We start from the raw sequence: 17,219 nt of genomic DNA on the forward strand, positions 1-17,219 counted from the left end.
ATCGGGATTGCGACCCGAGCCCTGACAAACGGACCACGCGTATCGTTGATTTTCGTCAGGACGAACACGGCGACTGGGTGGCAGTCTTGTCCTGTGGTCATACTCAACATGTACGCCACCGACCACCCTGGCAGAATCGGGCCTGGGTACTCGACCCCGAGCGACGTCAGGCCAGACTGGGCAGCCCCTTCGCCTGCGGCTGGTGTGCCAGGGATCGGTCGCACGATGAATTCAAGGAAGCTTAAATGTCTGCTCGCAACATTCTGGTGATCAACTGCGGCAGTTCGTCGATCAAGTTCGCCTTGGTCAACGAAGCCCAGGAGCAATTCCCCCTCAGCGGCCTGGCCGAACGCCTGGGCAGCCCCGAAGCCATCCTGCACTGGCAGCAGGGCGATGAGCGCGACAGCCTGGTGATTGCCGGCGCCGACCACCGCCTGGCGCTGTCCCATCTGCTGCCGATCGTGCAGCGCGTCGCCGCAGGCGAGCTGCACGGCATCGGCCACCGCGTGGTGCATGGCGGCGAATACTTCTCCGGCGCCAGCCGTCTGGATGCCGTCAGCCTGCAGGCGATCCGCCAGGTCGCGCCGCTGGCGCCGCTGCACAACCCGGCCAACCTGCTGGGCATCGAGGCGGCGATGAAGCTGTTCCCGACGCTTACCCAGGTCGCCGTGTTCGATACCGCCTTCCACCAGAGCCTGCCCGAGCACGCCTACCGCTATGCCGTGCCCGAGGCGCTGTACCGCGAGCACGGCGTGCGCCGCTACGGCTTTCATGGCACCAGCCATCGCTACGTCAGCCAGAAGGCCGCACAGATGGCCGGCCTGTCGGCCGAGGCCAGCAGCTGGCTGGTGGCGCACCTAGGCAACGGTTGCTCGACCTGCGCCGTGGAAAACGGCCACAGCCTTGATACCAGCATGGGCCTGACGCCGCTGGAGGGTTTGGTGATGGGCACGCGCAGCGGCGATGTCGACCCCAACCTGCACAGCCACCTGGCGCGTACCCTGGGCTGGAGCCTGGAACAGATCGACAGCATGCTCAACAAGGACAGCGGCCTGCTCGGCCTGTCCGGCCTGTCCAACGACATGCGCAGCCTGGAGCAGGCCCGCGAGCAGGGTCATGCCGGCGCCACCCTGGCCATCGAGGTGTTCTGCTATCGCCTGGCCAAGTCGCTGGCGGCCATGAGCTGCGCATTGCGCCGCCTCGACGGGCTGATCTTCACCGGCGGTATCGGCGAAAACTCGGCGCTGATCCGCAGCAAGACCCTCGAACACCTCGGCCTGCTCGGCTTTGCCCTCGACCCTGCAGCCAACGCGCGCTGCGTACGCGGCGTCGGCGGGCCGATCCAGGCAGCGCATGGCCCGCTGGTACTGGTGGTGCCGACCAACGAAGAGCGGCAGATCGCTCTCGACACTCTTGCCCTGCTCGACTGAGGCTTTTTCATGCATACCTTCTTTATCGCCCCCACCGGCTTCGGTGTCGGTCTCACCTCCATCAGCCTCGGCCTGGTCGGCGCGCTGGAGCGCAGCGGCCTCAAGGTCGGCTTCTTCAAGCCCATTGCCCAGCCGCATGCAGGCGACCTCGGCCCGGAGCGTTCCAGCGAGCTGATCGCCCGCACCCACGGCCTGCACTCGCCCAAACCGCTGCCGCTCAGCCATGTCGAACGCATGCTCGGCGACGGCCAGCTGGACGAACTGCTGGAAGAGATCATCAGCCTCTATCAGCAGGCCGCCGCCGACAAGGACGTGGTCATAGTCGAAGGCATGGTGCCGACGCGCCACGCCAGTTACGCCGCGCGGGTCAACTTCCACCTGGCCAAGAGCCTGGATGCCGACGTGATCCTGGTCAGTGCGCCGGAGGACGAGAGCCTCACCGAACTGTCCGACCGCATCGAGATCCAGGCGCAGCTGTTCGGCGGCCCCAAGGACCCGAAGGTGCTCGGCGTGATCCTCAACAAGGTGCGCAGCGAGGACGGCATCGAGGCCTTCGCCGAACGTCTGCAGGAGTTCTCGCCGCTGCTCAAGACCGAGGACTTTCGCCTGCTCGGCTGCATCCCCTGGCAGGACGAACTGAATGCACCACGCACCAAGGACGTCGCCGAGCTGCTCGGCGCCCGCATCCTCAACGCCGGCGACTACGAACAGCGGCGCATGCTCAAGATCGTGCTCTGCGCCCGCGCCGTGGCCAACAGCGTACAACTGCTCAAGCCCGGCACCCTGGTGGTGACGCCGGGGGACCGCGACGACATCATTCTCTCCGCCTGCCTGGCGGCGATGAACGGCGTGCCGCTGGCCGGGCTGCTGCTGTGCAGCGATTTCGCGCCCGACCCGCGCATCATGGAACTGTGCAACGGCGCACTGGCCAGCGGCCTGCCGGTGATGACGGTGAGCACCGGCTCCTATGACACCGCCACCAACCTCAACCGGCTGAACAAGGAAATCCCGGTGGACGACCGCGAGCGCGCCGAGAAGGTCTCCGACTTCGTCGCCGGGCATATCGACCACGATTGGCTGACCACCCGCTGCGGCACCCCGCGCGAGCTGCGTCTGTCACCACCGGCGTTCCGCTACCAGCTGGTGCAACGGGCCAAGGCCGCGGCCAAGCGCATCGTCCTGCCCGAAGGCAGCGAACCGCGCACCGTGCAGGCAGCGGCCATCTGCCAGGCGCGCGGCATCGCCCGTTGCGTGCTGCTGGCCAAGCCGGAAGACGTGCGTGCAGTGGCCCGCGCGCAGGGCATCGAACTGCCGGAAGGGTTGGAGATTCTCGACCCGGACCTGATTCGCGGCCGCTACGTCGAGCCGATGGTCGAGCTGCGCAAGGGCAAGGGCCTCAACGCCCCGATGGCCGAGGCACAGCTGGAAGACACCGTGGTGCTCGGCACCATGATGCTGGCCCTGGACGAGGTCGATGGCCTGGTGTCGGGCGCCATCCACACCACCGCCAATACCATCCGCCCGGCGCTGCAGCTGATCAAGACGGCGCCCGGCTACAACCTGGTGTCCTCGGTGTTCTTCATGCTGCTGCCGGATCAGGTGCTGGTCTACGGCGACTGCGCGGTGAACCCCGACCCCAATGCCGAACAGCTGGCCGAAATCGCTCTGCAGAGCGCCAACTCGGCGCAGGCTTTCGGCATCGAACCGCGTGTGGCCATGCTCAGCTACTCCACCGGCGACTCCGGCAGCGGCGAGGAAGTGGAGAAGGTGCGCGCCGCCACCCGCCTGGCCCGCGAAAAACGCCCGGATCTGCTGCTCGACGGTCCGCTGCAGTACGACGCCGCCGCCATCGAGAGCGTCGGCCGGCAGAAGGCGCCGAACAGCCCGGTGGCCGGCCGCGCCACGGTGTTCGTGTTCCCCGACCTGAACACCGGCAACACCACCTACAAGGCGGTCCAGCGCAGCGCCGACTGCATCAGCGTCGGCCCCATGCTGCAGGGCCTGCGCAAGCCGGTGAACGACCTGTCACGCGGCGCCCTGGTCGACGACATCGTCTACACCATCGCCCTCACCGCGATCCAGGCGGCCAACCTGCCGAGCTGAAGCGCCGTAGGGTGCGCCCTAAGCGCCGTGAAACAAATGCGTTTCCTCTGGTGCGCGCGGCGCACCCTACGGTGTGACACCCGATGGTCATGACTGGCACTTGCAGGTCAGTGCACAATCGTTAACCTTGGCGCCGACCCAGCCTGCCGCACGGATCGCCGCAGCGCGCTCGATCGATTCGGGGCTCGTAGAAAGCCCCATACCCAGGCCGCCCGCATGACGCGCGGCCTGCCTAAGGAGGCGTTCGCCCGATGCTGCACTTTCTTCCCGCGCCGCTGCGCGGCCTGCTCGCCGGCCTGTTGCTGGCACTCAACACCCTGTTCTGGTGCTGGCCGCTATTTTTCGTCGCCCTGCTCAAGTTGCTGCTGCCGTTCGCCCCGGCGCAGCGTGCGCTGCGCTTCGTGATGCACGGCATCGCGGAAAGCTGGATCGGCTTCAACAAGTTCTGGATGCGCCTGGTCGGCCGCATCGACTGGAAGGTTCAAGGCCTGGAACGCTTCGATACCCGTCACTCCTACCTGGTCACCAGCAACCATCAGAGCTGGGTGGACATTCTGGTGCTGCAGTACCTGCTCAACCGGCGCATGCCGCTGCTGAAGTTCTTCCTCAAGCAGGAACTGATCTGGGTGCCGGTGATCGGTCTGTGCTGGTGGGCGCTGGAGTTTCCCTTCATGAAGCGCTTCAGCAAGGAATACCTGGCCAAGTACCCGGAAAAGCGCGGCCAGGACCTGGCCACCACCCGCCGCGCCTGCGCGCGCTACAAGAGCAACCCGGTGGCGGTGTTCAACTTCCTCGAAGGCACGCGCCTGACGCCGGCCAAGCACGCGCAGCAGAACTCGCCGTTCCGCTACCTGCTCAAGCCCAAGGCCGGCGGCATCGCCTTCGTGCTCGATGCCATGGGCGAACAGCTGCATGCCATCGTCAACGTCACCATCCACTATCCGCACGGTGTGCCCGGCTTCTGGGACCTGCTCTGCGGCCGCCTCGACGCCGTGGAGGTTCGCTTCAAGCAGGTGGAGATTCCCCGTGAATTCATCGGTCGCAACTACGACCAGGACGATGATTACCGTCTGGCCTTCCAGCAGTGGGTCAATCGCCTGTGGGAGGAGAAGGACGCGGAGCTCGCCAGCCTTCACCAGCAGACCTGACGCATCACCGACGCTTCAGTCACCACGCGGCAGGGGCAGTTTGGTCCAATCCAGCTGCGCCGGCACCTGCAGCGCAGCCTCGGCCGACAGGCCGGGCGCCACCAGAAAGCCCTGCATGATGCTGCAGCGGTGCTCGACCAGCCAATCGCGCTGGGCCTGGGTCTCCACCCCTTCGGCTATCACCTCCAGCCCCAGGTGATGGCCGAGGTCGATGATGGTGCTGACCACCGCGGCATCGCGCGGCGAATCGAGCATATTGGCAATGAACAGGCGGTCGATCTTCAGAGTATCCAGCTCGAAGTGCCGCAGATAGGCCAATGACGAGTAGCCGGTGCCGAAGTCGTCGATGGCGATCTTCACTCCCAGCTCGCGCAGATGACGCAGCTGCGCCTGGGTCAGTTCCAGGTCCTGCATCAGCGCGCTTTCGGTCACCTCCACCTCGAGCTGGCTGGCTTTCAGGCCATGGACGTCGAGTACCCGCTGCAGGTCCGCCACCAGTTGCGGCATGCCGAACTGCACCGGACTGACGTTGATGCTGAGGATCAGCTCCTCGCCGAACTGGCTCCTGAGCCCGGCCAGCTGCCTGGCGCCTTCACGAAAGATCCATTCGCCCAGGCGGTTGATCAGGCGGGTCTCCTCGAGCAGCGGAATGAACACGTTGGGCGCGACGATGCCGGCGACCCGGTGCTGCCACCGCAGCAAGGCCTCAAAGCCGCGCAGCCGTCCGCTATTCAGATGGAACTGGGGCTGATACACCAGCACGAAGTCGTCGTTCTCGATGGCATGGCGCAGGCTTTCCTCGAGCATCAGCCGCGAGCGTGCGCGGCCGTTCATCTCCGGCGAGAAGAAGCGGTATTGCTGACGCCCGGCGCGCTTGGCCTCATACATCGCCATGTCGGCCGAGCGCAGCAAACCCTCGACGCTCTGCCCGCACTCGGGGAAGCAGGCGATGCCGACACTGGCGCCGAGAGTGAAGTCCACGCCATCGAGGGTGTGACGAACCGAGACCAGCTCGATCAGCTTCTCCGCCACCTTGGCGGCGTCCTCCGGGTGGCCGAGGTTGTCCAGCAGCGCGGTGAACTCGTCGCCGCCGATGCGTGCCAGGCTGTCGTAGGGGCGCAGGCAGGCCTTGAGCTGCTCGCCGACGCGGCGCAGCAGCTGATCGCCGACGTCGTGGCCGAGCGAATCGTTGATGCGCTTGAAACCGTCCAGATCCAGATAGAGCACGGCGATGCGCTGGCCGCTGCGCTCGATACGCGCCAGGGCGGACTCCAGGGCGAGGTGAAAGCCGCGGCGATTGAGCAGGCCGGTCAACGAATCGGTCACCGCCTGCGACTCGAGCTGGGCGTGCAGGTTGCGCACCACCGACATGTCCAGTGCGATGACCACCATGGCCTGCTGCATGCGCGGCAGCGGCGAGCAGGACAAGGCCACCGGCAGGCAGCCACCGCTGAGCGTGCGCAGCATGGCCTCGTGCACCCGGTAGGTGGCCTCGCGCTTGAAATGACGGAAGAACTCCGACTCCTGCCATCCGCCTTCGACGGCGGGATTCTTGAGGAAGGACATCAGCTCGGCGCCTTCGAGGTCACCGACTTCGCCCTCCAGCATCTGCGCCATGGCGGGGTTGGCGAACTGGATCCGGCCGTCCTCCCCTACCACCATGATGCCCTCGGCGGCGTTGGCCAGCACCGAGGCGTTGAAGGCTCGTGCCCGATCGAGCTGCTGCGTGAGCTGCTGCAACTCGCTGCGATTGCGTTCGTGCTCCAGCAGGCTGTGGATCTTGTGCCGCAGCACAGAGGGGTCGAAAGGCTTGAGCACGAAGTCCACCGCCCCGGTGCTGTATCCCCGCAGCACCGCATCCTGGGTCTGGGCAATGGCGGAGACGAAGATGATCGGCGTCAGCCGCGTACGCGGGTTGCCGCGCATCAGGCGGGCCACTTCGAAACCGTCCATGCCGGGCATCTGCACGTCCAGCAGCACCAGCCCGACGTCTTCCTCGAGCATGCAGCGCAGGGCTTCTTCCCCCGAGCTGGCGCAGCGCAACTGCCACTCGCCGTCCTCGAGCAGCGCCTGCATGGCCTCGAGATTCTCTACGCGGTCATCCACCACCAGCAGAACCTGCGTGGCGGGTAAGGCGACGGTCTTGCTCTGCGCCTGGGCCATCGTAACTCCTCTGTCCTTTTGCCCGGTCCCGATCACTCCTGCCATCAGGTTAGTTCATTACTGGCAGACGTCATGAGCGGCATGCTCAACCAGCGTTCCAGAAGCGCAATCAGCTCGTCTCGCTTGATGGGTTTGGCCATGTAGTCGTCGGCACCGGCGGTGATGCATTTCTCCCGATCCCCCTTCATGGCGTGGGCGGTCAGGGCGATGATCGGAATGCTGCAACCGTGCTCCTGCTTGAGCAGCCGCGTGGCGGTGTAGCCGTCCATGTTGGGCATGGCCATATCCATCAGGATCAGATCGAAGGTGTCACGCTGGTAGGCGGCGATCGCCTCGATGCCATCCTTCGCCGAGCTGACGTGCAGTCCCACTTCATCGAGCAGGGCCGTGAGGGCGTAGACGTTGCGCACGTCGTCGTCCACCAGCAGGACGCGCCGTCCCTGCAGCGGATTGAGACGCGGGTGGGCCTGCTGCGGCGTGCGCACGTCGCCGAGAAAACCCTGCACGGCCTGGCACAGCGCCTCGGTGTCATCGCCATGCTTGCGCACCACCACTGCACTGTAGCGGCGCAGGCGCTGCAGGGTCTGCTGGGTGACGTCCACGCCGGTGTTGATCACCACGCGCATACCCTGCAACGGCCGCAGCTGGTTGAGGCTGTCGAGCAGGGCGAAACCGTCCTGGTCGGGCAGGTCGAGATCGATCACCAGGGCAGCGAACTCGCCATTGGCGTAGGCCGCACGGGCCTCCTCGGCATTGGCACAGGCGGTCACGACGAACCCCAGCTGGGCGAGATGTTCGCGGTAGTGCTCACGCTCGACCGCCACGTCCTCCACCAGCAGTAACGCCTGCTCGTGCGCGGCGCCATGCTGCAGTTCCAGAAACACCTGTTCCAGTTCGTCGCGGCCGATGGGCTTGACCAGATAGCGCGTGCCGTCGTCGTTCCAGCCCACCGGCTGCGGCACGCAGGAAATGATGTGCACCGGGGTGTAGCGATGGCTCGGCTGGGCGCGCAAGCGCCGGAACAGCTGCCAGCCGCTGAGATCAGGCAGCAGGATGTCGAGGATGACCGCATTGAAGCTCTCCTGCTGCAACAGCCCCAGTGCCTGCAGGCCGGTGCGGCAATGCACGCTGGAAAAGCCATGGGCATGCGCCTCCTCGGCGATGACCGCGGCGAAGTTGGCGTCGTCCTCGACGATCAGCAGCGGCGGACCATCGCCGGCCCGCTGAGGGCCTTCGGTGGCAGGCTCCGCTGTGGCGGGTGCGCTCTGCACCGGCAACCTGACGGTAAAGGTCGAGCCCTGACCCGGCGTGCTCTGCAGGCCGATATCGCCATCGAGCGCCAGCACCAGCTGGCGGGTGATGGCGAGCCCCAGGCCCGTGCCGCCGAAGCGCCGGCTGGTGGAGCCGTCGATCTGCTGGAAGGCCTGGAACACCTGCTCGTGCTGGGCCGGATCGATGCCGATGCCGGTATCGCGCACACTGAAGCAGAGCAGCTCGCGCTCGTCTTCCTGCCGGCCTTCGCTGCTGACGGTCAGGGTCACCTCGCCCTGGTCGGTGAATTTCAGCGCGTTGGACAGCAGGTTGCGCAAAATCTGGTGCAGACGCACCCGGTCGCTGTGGATGACGCGCGGCACACCGGCGTCGATCTGGGTATGCAGGCTGAGCCCCTTGAGCTCCGCCATCGGCCGCAGGCTGGCGTCCAGCTCCACCAGCACGTCCTGCATGTTGATCGGTTCGAGCTTGAGCTGCATGCGCCCCGACTCGACCTTGGCCAGATCGAGGACATCGTTGATCAGCTGCAGCAGGTCGCTGCCGGCGCGATGCACGATGTCGGCATGCTTGGTCTGCTTCTCGGTGAGATTGCCGGCCAGATTCTGCCGCAGCTGGTCGCTGAGAATCAGGATGCTGTTAAGCGGCGTGCGCAGCTCATGGGACATGTTGGCGAGGAATTCGGACTTGTAGCGGTTGGCCAGCAGCAACTGCTCGGCCTGCTCGCGCAACTTCTGCTCTGCGGCCCTGCGCTCGCTGATGTCGATGATCACCGCCTGCACCAGGCTTTCGTTGCCGCTGCGGATTGGCGACAGGCCGACCTCCAGCGGTATCAGCCGCCCCTCGCGATGCTGGCCGAACAGCTCGCGGTTGCCGCCCATACGGCGCTGTTCGGGCATGGCCTGATAACCCCTGCGCAGCGCCACATGACCGCCCCGCAGAGCCGCGGGCAGCAGCATCTCGATCGGTTCGCCAAGCAGCATCTGCCGTTCGTAACCGAACATCTGTTCGGTCTGCCGGTTGACCATGGCAATTCGGCCGAGGCCGTCCACCAGCACGATGGCATTGGGCGACGCCTCCACCACCAGGCGGAAGCGCTCTTCCGCCACCTTGCGCGCACGCAGATCGACCAGATTGATCAGGTAGCTGCTGCCCTCGTGCAGCGGGTTGAGGCTGATGCTCACCGGGATCGACTCGCCACGCAGGGTTCGCACCATGCGCTCGTCACTCTCGCCCAGTTGCTCCTGCAGATCCTGCGGCGATTCGATATTGGGCAGCACGCGCAGCACCGTCTCGCCGAGCAAACCATTGAGCGGGCAGTCGAAGAGTTCGGCGGCGCTGCGGTTGGCCATCTCGATCCGCCCCTTGGCGTCACAGAGTACGGTGGCCACCGGCAGACGCTCCACCAGCAGGCGAAAACGCTCCTCGCGCTCCTGCAGGTCTCGCGCGGCCTGCTCGCTCATGTGCAGCTTGCGCTCGCGCTGATAGAGATAGCCGCCGACCAGCAGAGCCAGCAGCAGCGCCACGGCAAGGCCGGACCAGAGGCTGAACGTACCGGAGCGGTCGATCAGACTACGCTCGTATTCGGGCGTGCCCGTCAACGCCAGCTCCCAGTTGCGCCCGTAGAGCGGCAGCTGCAACTGACTGCTGAAACGCGGCACCCAGCCATTGGCCGGGGCCTCGCCACGCAGCAGTTCACCGCCTTGCGCACTCACATCCCGAAGCACGATGTCGAAATGGCGTGTCTGGCTGCCCAGGATGCCTTCCATCAGGTCGTGGCTGCGAAACGCGCCATGGACCATCCCCAGCAGCGCAGCACGGCGCTGCTCCGGCGTATTGAGCGGCATTCTGGGACGAAATACCGGCAGGAACAGCAGAACGCCCTGCTGCACGTTGATATCGATTTCCTGACGCAGGACCAAGGGGCCGCTCAGGCTGGCCTGCCCCGTTTCGATCGCGCGCTCGATGGCCAGGCGGCGGACCCCTTCGCTGAGCATGTCGAAGCCCAGCACCCGCCTGTTGCGCCAATCCAGCGGGCTGACGTACTTGATCGGCAGGTAATGCTCGCGCTGCCCGGGCGGGAACACCTGATAGTCGAGTTCGTCCGCCTGCAGCTCGACGCGGAATTCGGCGAGCTGCTCCGGCGCCAGGTAGCGGGCCCAGGCCACGGCCTGGATGCCGGGGTAGCGGTCCTGCAGCTGGAGCTGGTCCAGGGCTCGCTCCCATTCGATTGGAGAGACCTGGTCGCTGCCGATCATCAGCCCGGACACACCGCGCAGGACCATTTCGTAGGTCCGCATACGAGCCGTTATGCGCTGACCGATATCCTCGGCCTGCAGCAAGAACCGTCGCTGAGCGTCCTCGCGCTCGCGCTCCTGAAGGGTGCTCCATTGCCAGAACACCAGCCCGCCCAGGCCGAGCAGCAGCCCCAGCGCAGCCAGCAATGGCACCCAGGGCCTGTGCGGCCGCTCGACAGCTCTGTCGTCCATTCGCTCTCCCTTCGGTCATCCAGAACCAATACGCAGAGACACGCCCTGCACGGCCTTCACAGAACCACAGCAAGCATTCTAGTCAGCTTTTGCATCACTGGCCTTTGGCCAGAGGGGTTGCGACGGGCGGTCGCCGGCGCGCCATGGAACATGCCTGGGCCTGGCTCGCGGCGCCGCGCAACGGGTCTGAACGGGCAGAAAAAAGCCCTCGCAAGCGAGGGCTTCGTTTCAGCGAATCGGCGCCTCAGAGCGGACGCAGATTGATCTCGACGCGGCGGTTCTGCGCACGGCCGGCATCGGTGGCGTTGCTGGCGATCGGCTGGCTCGGGCCTGCGCCGTAGGCGGAAATGCGTTGGCCCGGTACGCCGTTGGCGGTCAGGTAGTTGGCCACGCTCTGCGCACGGCGGCTGGACAGACTCTGGTTCAGCTCCTGCGAACCGGTGCTGTCGGTGTGACCGACGATGTTCACGCCATTCTTGTTGAATTCCTTGAACACCAGCACCAGCGAATTCAGGGTCGGATAGAAGCTGCTGGAAATGTCGGCCGAGTTGCTGGCGAAGGTGATGTTGCCCGGCATGATCAGCTTCAGGTCATCGCCATTGCGTTGCACCTGCACGCCGGTGCCCTGCAGGGTCTGGCGCAGCTTGGCTTCCTGGGTATCGACGTAGTAGCCGTAGCCGCCACCCGCCGCACCGCCCACTGCAGCACCGATCAGCGCGCCCTTGGCACGGTCTTTCTTGCTCGAGGTAGCTGCACCGATCGCGGCACCGGTCACCGCACCGATACCGCCGTAGATGCCGGCTTTGCCGGCCTGCTGCTCGCCGGTATAGGGGTTGGTGGTACAGCCGGCCAGCAAGGCCATGACCGCGGTGGCCGCGATCAGATTACGCCTGGTGTTCATAGGGACTTCCTTAGGGAGTTGTTCTGGTGTCGGCAGCTTGCCGGAGCCTTCGAACCGACTGTGCGGACGAAGTTCCGCGCAAGCTTACCAGCCGCGCAGCGGCTGGACTGCGACCCAGAACAAATCCCGGAAGTGCGGGCTTACTGCACGCCCGGCAGGGGGCGCAGGGTGACCTCAACCCGGCGGTTTTGCGCGCGCCCTTCGGCCGTGGCGTTGCTCGCCACCGGCTGATCGGGCCCCATGCCGCGGGTGCTGACCCGGCTGCCATCCACTCCCTGGGCGATCAGATAGCTGGCCACGCTCTGCGCACGGCGCTGCGACAGGCTCATGTTGTAGCTGTGCGAGCCGGTGCTGTCGGTGTGGCCGACCACCTCGATGCTGTTCTGGTTGTACTGGCGGAAGGAGTTGGCCAGGTTGTTCAGCGGCGCGTAGAAGCTGCTGGCGATCTCCGCCGAGTCGGTGGCGAAGGTGATGTTGCCCGGCATGATCAGCTGAATCACATCGCCCTGGCGCTGCACCTCGACACCGGTGCCCTGCATCTGCCGACGCAGCTCGGCCTCCTGCCTGTCGGCGTAGTAGCCATAACCGGCACCGGCCGCACCGCCCACCGCGGCGCCGATCAGCGCGCCCTTGCCGCGGTTGTCGTGATTGATCAAAGCCCCCGCAGCGGCACCGGCCAGCGCCCCCAGGCCGCCGTAGGTGGCGGTCTTGTTCGAGCTCGGGGCGCTCTGGTCGTACGGGTTCTGCGAGGCGCAGCCGGCCAGCAGCAATGCAGCGGAGCAGGCGGCGATCAGGGATAGACGGGACATGACGAGTTCTCCTCGAAGGACGGCAGAATGCCAGTGTAGACAGCACCCGCGACAGCGGGTTCAGGCACGGATAAACGGGTTCTCGCGCATCTCGTCGCCGAGGCGAGTATCCGGCCCGTGCCCGGTGACCACGGTGGCGTCCTCGTCCAGGCGATACAGGCGCTGCCTGATGGAGCTCTCGATGGTGGCGTAGTCGCCGCCCCACAGGTCGGTACGGCCAATACCACGGCGAAACAGGGTGTCGCCGGCGATCAGCAGCTTGGCGTCTTCGAACCAGAAGCTCATCGAACCCGGCGTATGCCCCGGCGTGTGCAGCGCCACACCACAACCGCAGGCCAGCTCCTCGTCATCGGCCAACCACCTGTCCGGCGCCGGGACCGGGGTGTAGGGCACGCCGAACATGCGGCACTGCATCTCCAGATTGTCCCAGAGGAACTGATCCTCCTTGTGCAGATGCAGCGTGGCGCCGGTCTTCTCCTTCATCTGCCCGGAGGCGAGGAAGTGATCCAGGTGGGCATGGGTGTGGATGATGCTGACCACCTTGAGACCATGGGCCTCCAGACGCGCCATGATCAGATCGGGATTGCCGCCCGGATCGACCACGATGGCCTTCTTCGTAATCGGATCGCCGATGATGGTGCAGTTGCACTGCAAGGGGCCGACGGGAAAGGTCTCGCGGATCAGGGAGGGGCGTTCGGCGGTGTTCATCAGAGGGCCTCGTTTCGATAATCGCCGGGCAGTTTACCGGTCCATTTCCTGAATGCACGGCGGAAGTTGGACGGGTCGCTGAAACCCAGCAACTGGGCGATCTCGTACAGCGGCAAATGCGTGGTGGTCAGGTACTGCAGGGCCAGGCGCTTGCGTACCTCGTCGAGCACCTGCTGGTAGCTGGTGCCCATCTGCGCCAGGTGCCGGCGCAGGCTGCGGCCACTGGTGTGCAGGGCGCTGGCGGCGCTTTCGAGGTCGGGGAAATCGCCAGGGCGCGCCAGCAGCAGGCGACGCACGCGGGTGAGCAGGCCGTCCTGCACGTCGAGGCTGGCCAGCAGCGCCTCGCACTGCTGCTCGCACATCTGCACCGTGGCCGGGTTGGCCAGGGCCATGGGCCGCTGCAGATAGTGCCGCGGCAGGCGCAACCAGTGCCAGGGCTGCTCGAACTGCGCCGCCACGCCGAACACCTCGGCGTAGCGTGTGGCGTAGTCCGGCGCGGCATGGGCGAAGCCGACGGCGAGCCCCTGCAATTCCTCGCCGAGCAGGAAGCGGGCGATGGTGTGAATGCTGGTCAACAGGCCTTCGGCGGCAAAGCGCGATTGCGGCCCCATGGGGAAGGACTCGACGGCGCGCAATTCCATGTCCTCGCCCTGCTCCACCAGCTCCAGCTCGAAAGCCAGGCCAAGCACCCGGTAGTACTTCAGAGCGAACTGCAGCGCCTTGCCCAGGTTGGCGCTGGACAGCACCGCATAACCGAGGATGCCATGGGTGGAGACGTTGAGCCGCTGGCCCAGCACCAGGCCCAGCGCCGGTTCGCCGCAGCGCTCCAGCGCGGCCTGGGTGAGCAGGTGAAAATCCTGAAAGGACAGACGTCCGTTCGGGCTGCCCAGCACTTCGGGGCGCACCCGTGCGGCGGCGAACAGGGCATCGCGCGGCACACCCCGCTCCTCGGCCAGCGCCAGCAAGGCCTCGGCATAGGCCACGGGAACCAGTTCGGCAGTGAAGTTCAGCGCGTTTTTCATCGGGCGTCTTGTCGTGGCGGCTGGCCGTAAATGACCCGTGTTTTGGCTGACCTTAACCTTGCCCGCGGCCGCGCCACAAGCCCATAGTTGCACCATGGTCCCGCAACCGGAGGCAACAGGCATGGCCAGTACCACCCCGGAAGGCTTGCAGATCCGCCCGCGCCAGCTCGACTTCGAGCTGCCCGATCCACTGCCGCGACACTGGCACGGCGGCAATGCATTCAAGACCCATCTGTTCAACGCCATGTCGGTGTTGTTCCCCGACGGCGAGCGCTTCTTCATCGATTCGGTGCGGCTGTTTCGCGAGCAGGTCGAAGATCCGCGACTCAAGGAGCAGATACGCGGCTTTATCGGTCAGGAAGGCCATCACAGCCGCGAGCACCTCGAGTACAGCGAGCGCCTGCGCGAGCTGGGCTATGACATCGATTATCTGGAGCGAGGCCTCAAGCGCCGTTTGGCCTTTTTGCAGAAGCACCTGCCGAGCAAGCTGCAACTGGCCGCCACCGCCTCGGTGGAGCACCTGACCGCGATCATGGCCGACGCCCTGCTGAAGGATCCGCTCTGGCTGGAAGGCGCGGACCCGCGCATGGCGCGCCTGTGGCGCTGGCACGCCCTGGAAGAGACCGAGCACAAGGCGGTGGCCTTCGACGTGTTCCAGCTGGTCAGCGGCAACCCCTGGCTGCGCCGCCGCGCCATGCTGCAGAGCACCTTCTTCTTCACGCTCGACACCACCAAGGGCCTGTTGCACATGCTCAAGCGCGACGGCCTGCTGTGGAACTGGCGGGTATGGCGCGACGGCCTGGCCTGGCTATGGGGCTCGCGCGGCATCTATCGGCCGCTGGTGCGGGTCTACCTGGACTTCTACAAGGCCGACTTCCACCCCTGGCAGCACGACAACCTGCACCTGGTGCAGCAGTACCGCGGCGAATTCGATACGCCGGCCAGCTAAAGGCGATTTCCGCAGGATTATGCGCCGCATTCGGGCGGCGCTGTCCGCCCTGGGATGCGCGGTGTCCCCCCCCACACAACCAGCGGCGAACAGCTGGTGCGCATCGCGCACCCCATCTCCTCGACGCGCCCGTCACCTATCCCCCAACTTTCCACTGGCCAAGCCCCGATGGCCGGATATGACTGCAACATTGGCTGTTGCGAACCTGTGCCGGCGAGCCCACGGGCGCCATAGTCGGTGGCACTTCATCAGCGCAAGGGAGCCCTTATGGCCAGTACCACCCCGGAAGGTTTGCAGATCCGCCCGCGACACATGGATTTCGATCTGCCCAACCCGCTGCCGCGTCACTGGAACGACGGCGACGCGTTCAAGAGCCATCTGTTCGATGCCATGTCGGTGCTGTTCCCCGACGGCGAACGCTTCTTCATCGACTCGGTGCGCCAGTTCCGTGATCGCATCGACGACCCGCTGCTCAAGGAGCAGATTCGCGGCTTCATCGGCCAGGAAGGTCATCACAGTCGCGAGCACCTGGAATACAGCCAGCGCCTGCGTGATCTGGGTTACGACATCGAGCGCATCGAGAAGCGCGCCCGCGCGCGCATCCGCTACACCCAGAAGAAGTTCTCGCCACAGCGGCAGCTGGCCGCCACCGCGGCGCTGGAACACATCACCGCGATCATGGCCGACGGACTGCTGAAGAACCCGGCCCACATGGCCGGCGCCCATCCCACGCTGGCGCGCCTGTGGCGCTGGCATGCGCTGGAGGAAACCGAACACAAGGCCGTGGCCTTCGACGTCTACAACCAGGTGTGCGGCAGCCGCAAACTGCTGCGCCGGGCCATGGTCATGGGCACCTTCTTCTTCGTGCTCGACACCACCCGCGGCCTGGCGCACATGCTCAAGGTCGACGGCCTGCTGTGGAACTGGCGCGTCTGGCGCGACGGGCTGCGCTGGATGTGGGGCAAGGAAGGCGTGTTCCGCCCGCTCCTGCGTCCCTATCTGGACTTCTTCAAGAAGGACTTCCACCCCTGGGAACACGACAACCTCGCACTGCTGCACGCCACCCGCGAGGAATTCGACGGCGTGCCGCAACCTCAGGCCAGCGCAGCCTGAATGCAGGCCGCGTAGCTCGGTGCAATCCGGGGCTTCGCTAGCGAAAACCCGGGTTTGCATCCTGCTGCAGACAAGGCGGGAGCAACCCGCCGAATCCGCGCCCGACGGGCATCGCTCAACCCAGCAGAAACCTCATCGCATCGGCCGCGCTCTGCTCGGGAATCTCCTCCATGGGAATGTGTCCCACCCCCGGGTAGACCTTGACCTGAATGCCCGGCAGGTCGCGCTGCCACAGCGGCACGTGCCGGGGCGAGATCCAGCGGTCGCGCTCGCCCCACATCAGCAGGGTCGGTGCCTGGATGCCGGCCACCCGTTGCGGTGTGGTGTGCAGCTCCTGCCTGTTGACCTTCAGCAGCACGCGAAAGATGTCCATCATGCCGCGGCGGTTGCCGGGGCGGCGCGACAGGTCGTAGTAGCGGTCGACCACACCGGGCTTGATCCGCCCCGGCTCGCCGTAAACCTCCTTGATGCCCTGGGCGATCAGCGCGCGCGGCATCCACAGCGGCATGGCCACGGTCGCTCCAGGCAGCGCGGCGGCGGCGATCATCCAGGGCACCTTGGCCATGGGGTAGCCGGCCGGATCGATCAGCACCAGCTTGCCGACCCGCTGGGGCTGGGCCAGGGCGAAATTCCAGGCGATGTAACCACCGAGGGAATTGCCGGCGATATCCGCCTTGTCCACCTGCAGGTAGTCGAGCAGCAAGCCAAGCACGCGAATCATGCGCTCGGCCGAGTACTCGCCGTCGCGCGCCGGGCCGGTGAGGCCAAAGCCGGGCACGTCGAAACGGATGATGCGGTAGTGCGGGGCGAAGGCCTCTGCCCAGCCGTCCCAGGTATGCAGCGAGGCCACCACGCCGTGGATCAGCACCAGTGCCGGCTTGTCGCGGCTGCCTTCGTCACGGTAATGGACATTGAAACCGTCGATCTCGACATAGCGGGAGCCTTGGGCAGCGTTGCCATAACGCGCTTTCAGGCGTTCCAGCGGCAGGGCACCGAACCCCAGGCGGGCGAAGCCAGCGGCCAATGGCGGCTGCAGCGACAGGCTATTGGACATGCGCGATACCTCGATTCTTGTTGTAGGTATCGGTGATCAGAACATGACCTGGCGGCAAACA

13 protein-coding genes are annotated in these 17,219 nt (G+C 65.8%); 6 read left to right on the top strand and 7 right to left on the bottom strand.

Translation table 11 applies throughout. From position 1 onward, the window contains the following. Positions 1 to 77 precede the first annotated feature (77 nt). The 4 genes from L1F06_RS25040 (at position 78) to yihG (ending at position 4,681) form a co-directional block, all read left to right on the top strand. The gene (locus tag L1F06_RS25040) at positions 78 to 245 is read left to right on the top strand and encodes a DUF3565 domain-containing protein (protein WP_237717994.1); all 168 of its coding nucleotides are present in this window, start codon (positions 78 to 80) and stop codon (positions 243 to 245) included. Further along, on the top strand, positions 246 to 1,430 hold the full coding sequence (locus L1F06_RS20305) for an acetate kinase (protein WP_129482936.1): 1,185 nt from the start codon (positions 246 to 248) through the stop codon (positions 1,428 to 1,430). A gap of 9 nt (positions 1,431 to 1,439) precedes the next feature. Beyond that, the gene (gene pta / locus L1F06_RS20310) at positions 1,440 to 3,533 is read left to right on the top strand and encodes a phosphate acetyltransferase (protein ID WP_129482937.1); all 2,094 of its coding nucleotides are present in this window, start codon (positions 1,440 to 1,442) and stop codon (positions 3,531 to 3,533) included. Between the two features lie 251 nt (positions 3,534 to 3,784). Further along, complete coding sequence (gene yihG / locus L1F06_RS20315) at positions 3,785 to 4,681, top strand: 1-acylglycerol-3-phosphate O-acyltransferase, YihG family (RefSeq protein ID WP_003240497.1); 897 nt, start codon at positions 3,785 to 3,787, stop codon at positions 4,679 to 4,681. A gap of 15 nt (positions 4,682 to 4,696) precedes the next feature. Here yihG and L1F06_RS20320 read toward each other — a convergent pair whose 3' ends face one another. From L1F06_RS20320 to L1F06_RS20345, 6 genes are all read right to left on the bottom strand, one after another. Further along, positions 4,697 to 6,844, bottom strand: coding sequence for a putative bifunctional diguanylate cyclase/phosphodiesterase (locus L1F06_RS20320; protein WP_129482938.1), 2,148 nt, complete (start codon positions 6,842 to 6,844; stop codon positions 4,697 to 4,699). Positions 6,845 to 6,888: 44 nt separating this feature from the next. Continuing rightward, a complete protein-coding gene (locus L1F06_RS20325; protein ID WP_036986833.1) occupies positions 6,889 to 10,602 on the bottom strand; it encodes a response regulator in 3,714 nt (1,237 codons plus the stop codon). A 244-nt stretch (positions 10,603 to 10,846) separates the two neighbouring features. Further along, the gene (locus L1F06_RS20330; protein WP_003240491.1) at positions 10,847 to 11,503 is read right to left on the bottom strand and encodes a YiaD family glycine zipper/OmpA-like lipoprotein; all 657 of its coding nucleotides are present in this window, start codon (positions 11,501 to 11,503) and stop codon (positions 10,847 to 10,849) included. Positions 11,504 to 11,643: 140 nt separating this feature from the next. Continuing rightward, on the bottom strand, positions 11,644 to 12,312 hold the full coding sequence (locus L1F06_RS20335) for a YiaD family glycine zipper/OmpA-like lipoprotein (protein WP_012019600.1): 669 nt from the start codon (positions 12,310 to 12,312) through the stop codon (positions 11,644 to 11,646). A gap of 60 nt (positions 12,313 to 12,372) precedes the next feature. Then, positions 12,373 to 13,020, bottom strand: a complete 648-nt coding sequence (locus tag L1F06_RS20340; RefSeq protein ID WP_129482939.1) for an MBL fold metallo-hydrolase — start codon at positions 13,018 to 13,020, stop codon at positions 12,373 to 12,375. Continuing rightward, complete coding sequence (locus L1F06_RS20345; protein WP_129482940.1) at positions 13,020 to 14,042, bottom strand: AraC family transcriptional regulator; 1,023 nt, start codon at positions 14,040 to 14,042, stop codon at positions 13,020 to 13,022. The genes L1F06_RS20340 and L1F06_RS20345 overlap by 1 nt, the downstream gene beginning before the upstream one ends. 121 nt (positions 14,043 to 14,163) lie before the next feature. Between L1F06_RS20345 and L1F06_RS20350 the strand changes: the two genes are divergently transcribed. Next, positions 14,164 to 14,991 (top strand): metal-dependent hydrolase, encoded by an 828-nt coding sequence (locus L1F06_RS20350; RefSeq protein WP_041772961.1) that lies wholly within the window; start codon positions 14,164 to 14,166, stop codon positions 14,989 to 14,991. Positions 14,992 to 15,258: 267 nt separating this feature from the next. After that, a complete protein-coding gene (locus tag L1F06_RS20355; protein WP_129482941.1) occupies positions 15,259 to 16,104 on the top strand; it encodes a metal-dependent hydrolase in 846 nt (281 codons plus the stop codon). Positions 16,105 to 16,219: 115 nt separating this feature from the next. On the opposite strand, the gene L1F06_RS20360 is transcribed toward L1F06_RS20355, so the two are convergent. Further along, entirely contained in the window at positions 16,220 to 17,158 is a 939-nt protein-coding gene (locus tag L1F06_RS20360) for an alpha/beta fold hydrolase (protein ID WP_003240480.1), read from the bottom strand. Positions 17,159 to 17,219 lie beyond the last annotated feature (61 nt).

This window comes from Pseudomonas hydrolytica (genome assembly GCF_021495345.1).
GTDB lineage: Bacteria > Pseudomonadota > Gammaproteobacteria > Pseudomonadales > Pseudomonadaceae > Aquipseudomonas > Aquipseudomonas hydrolytica.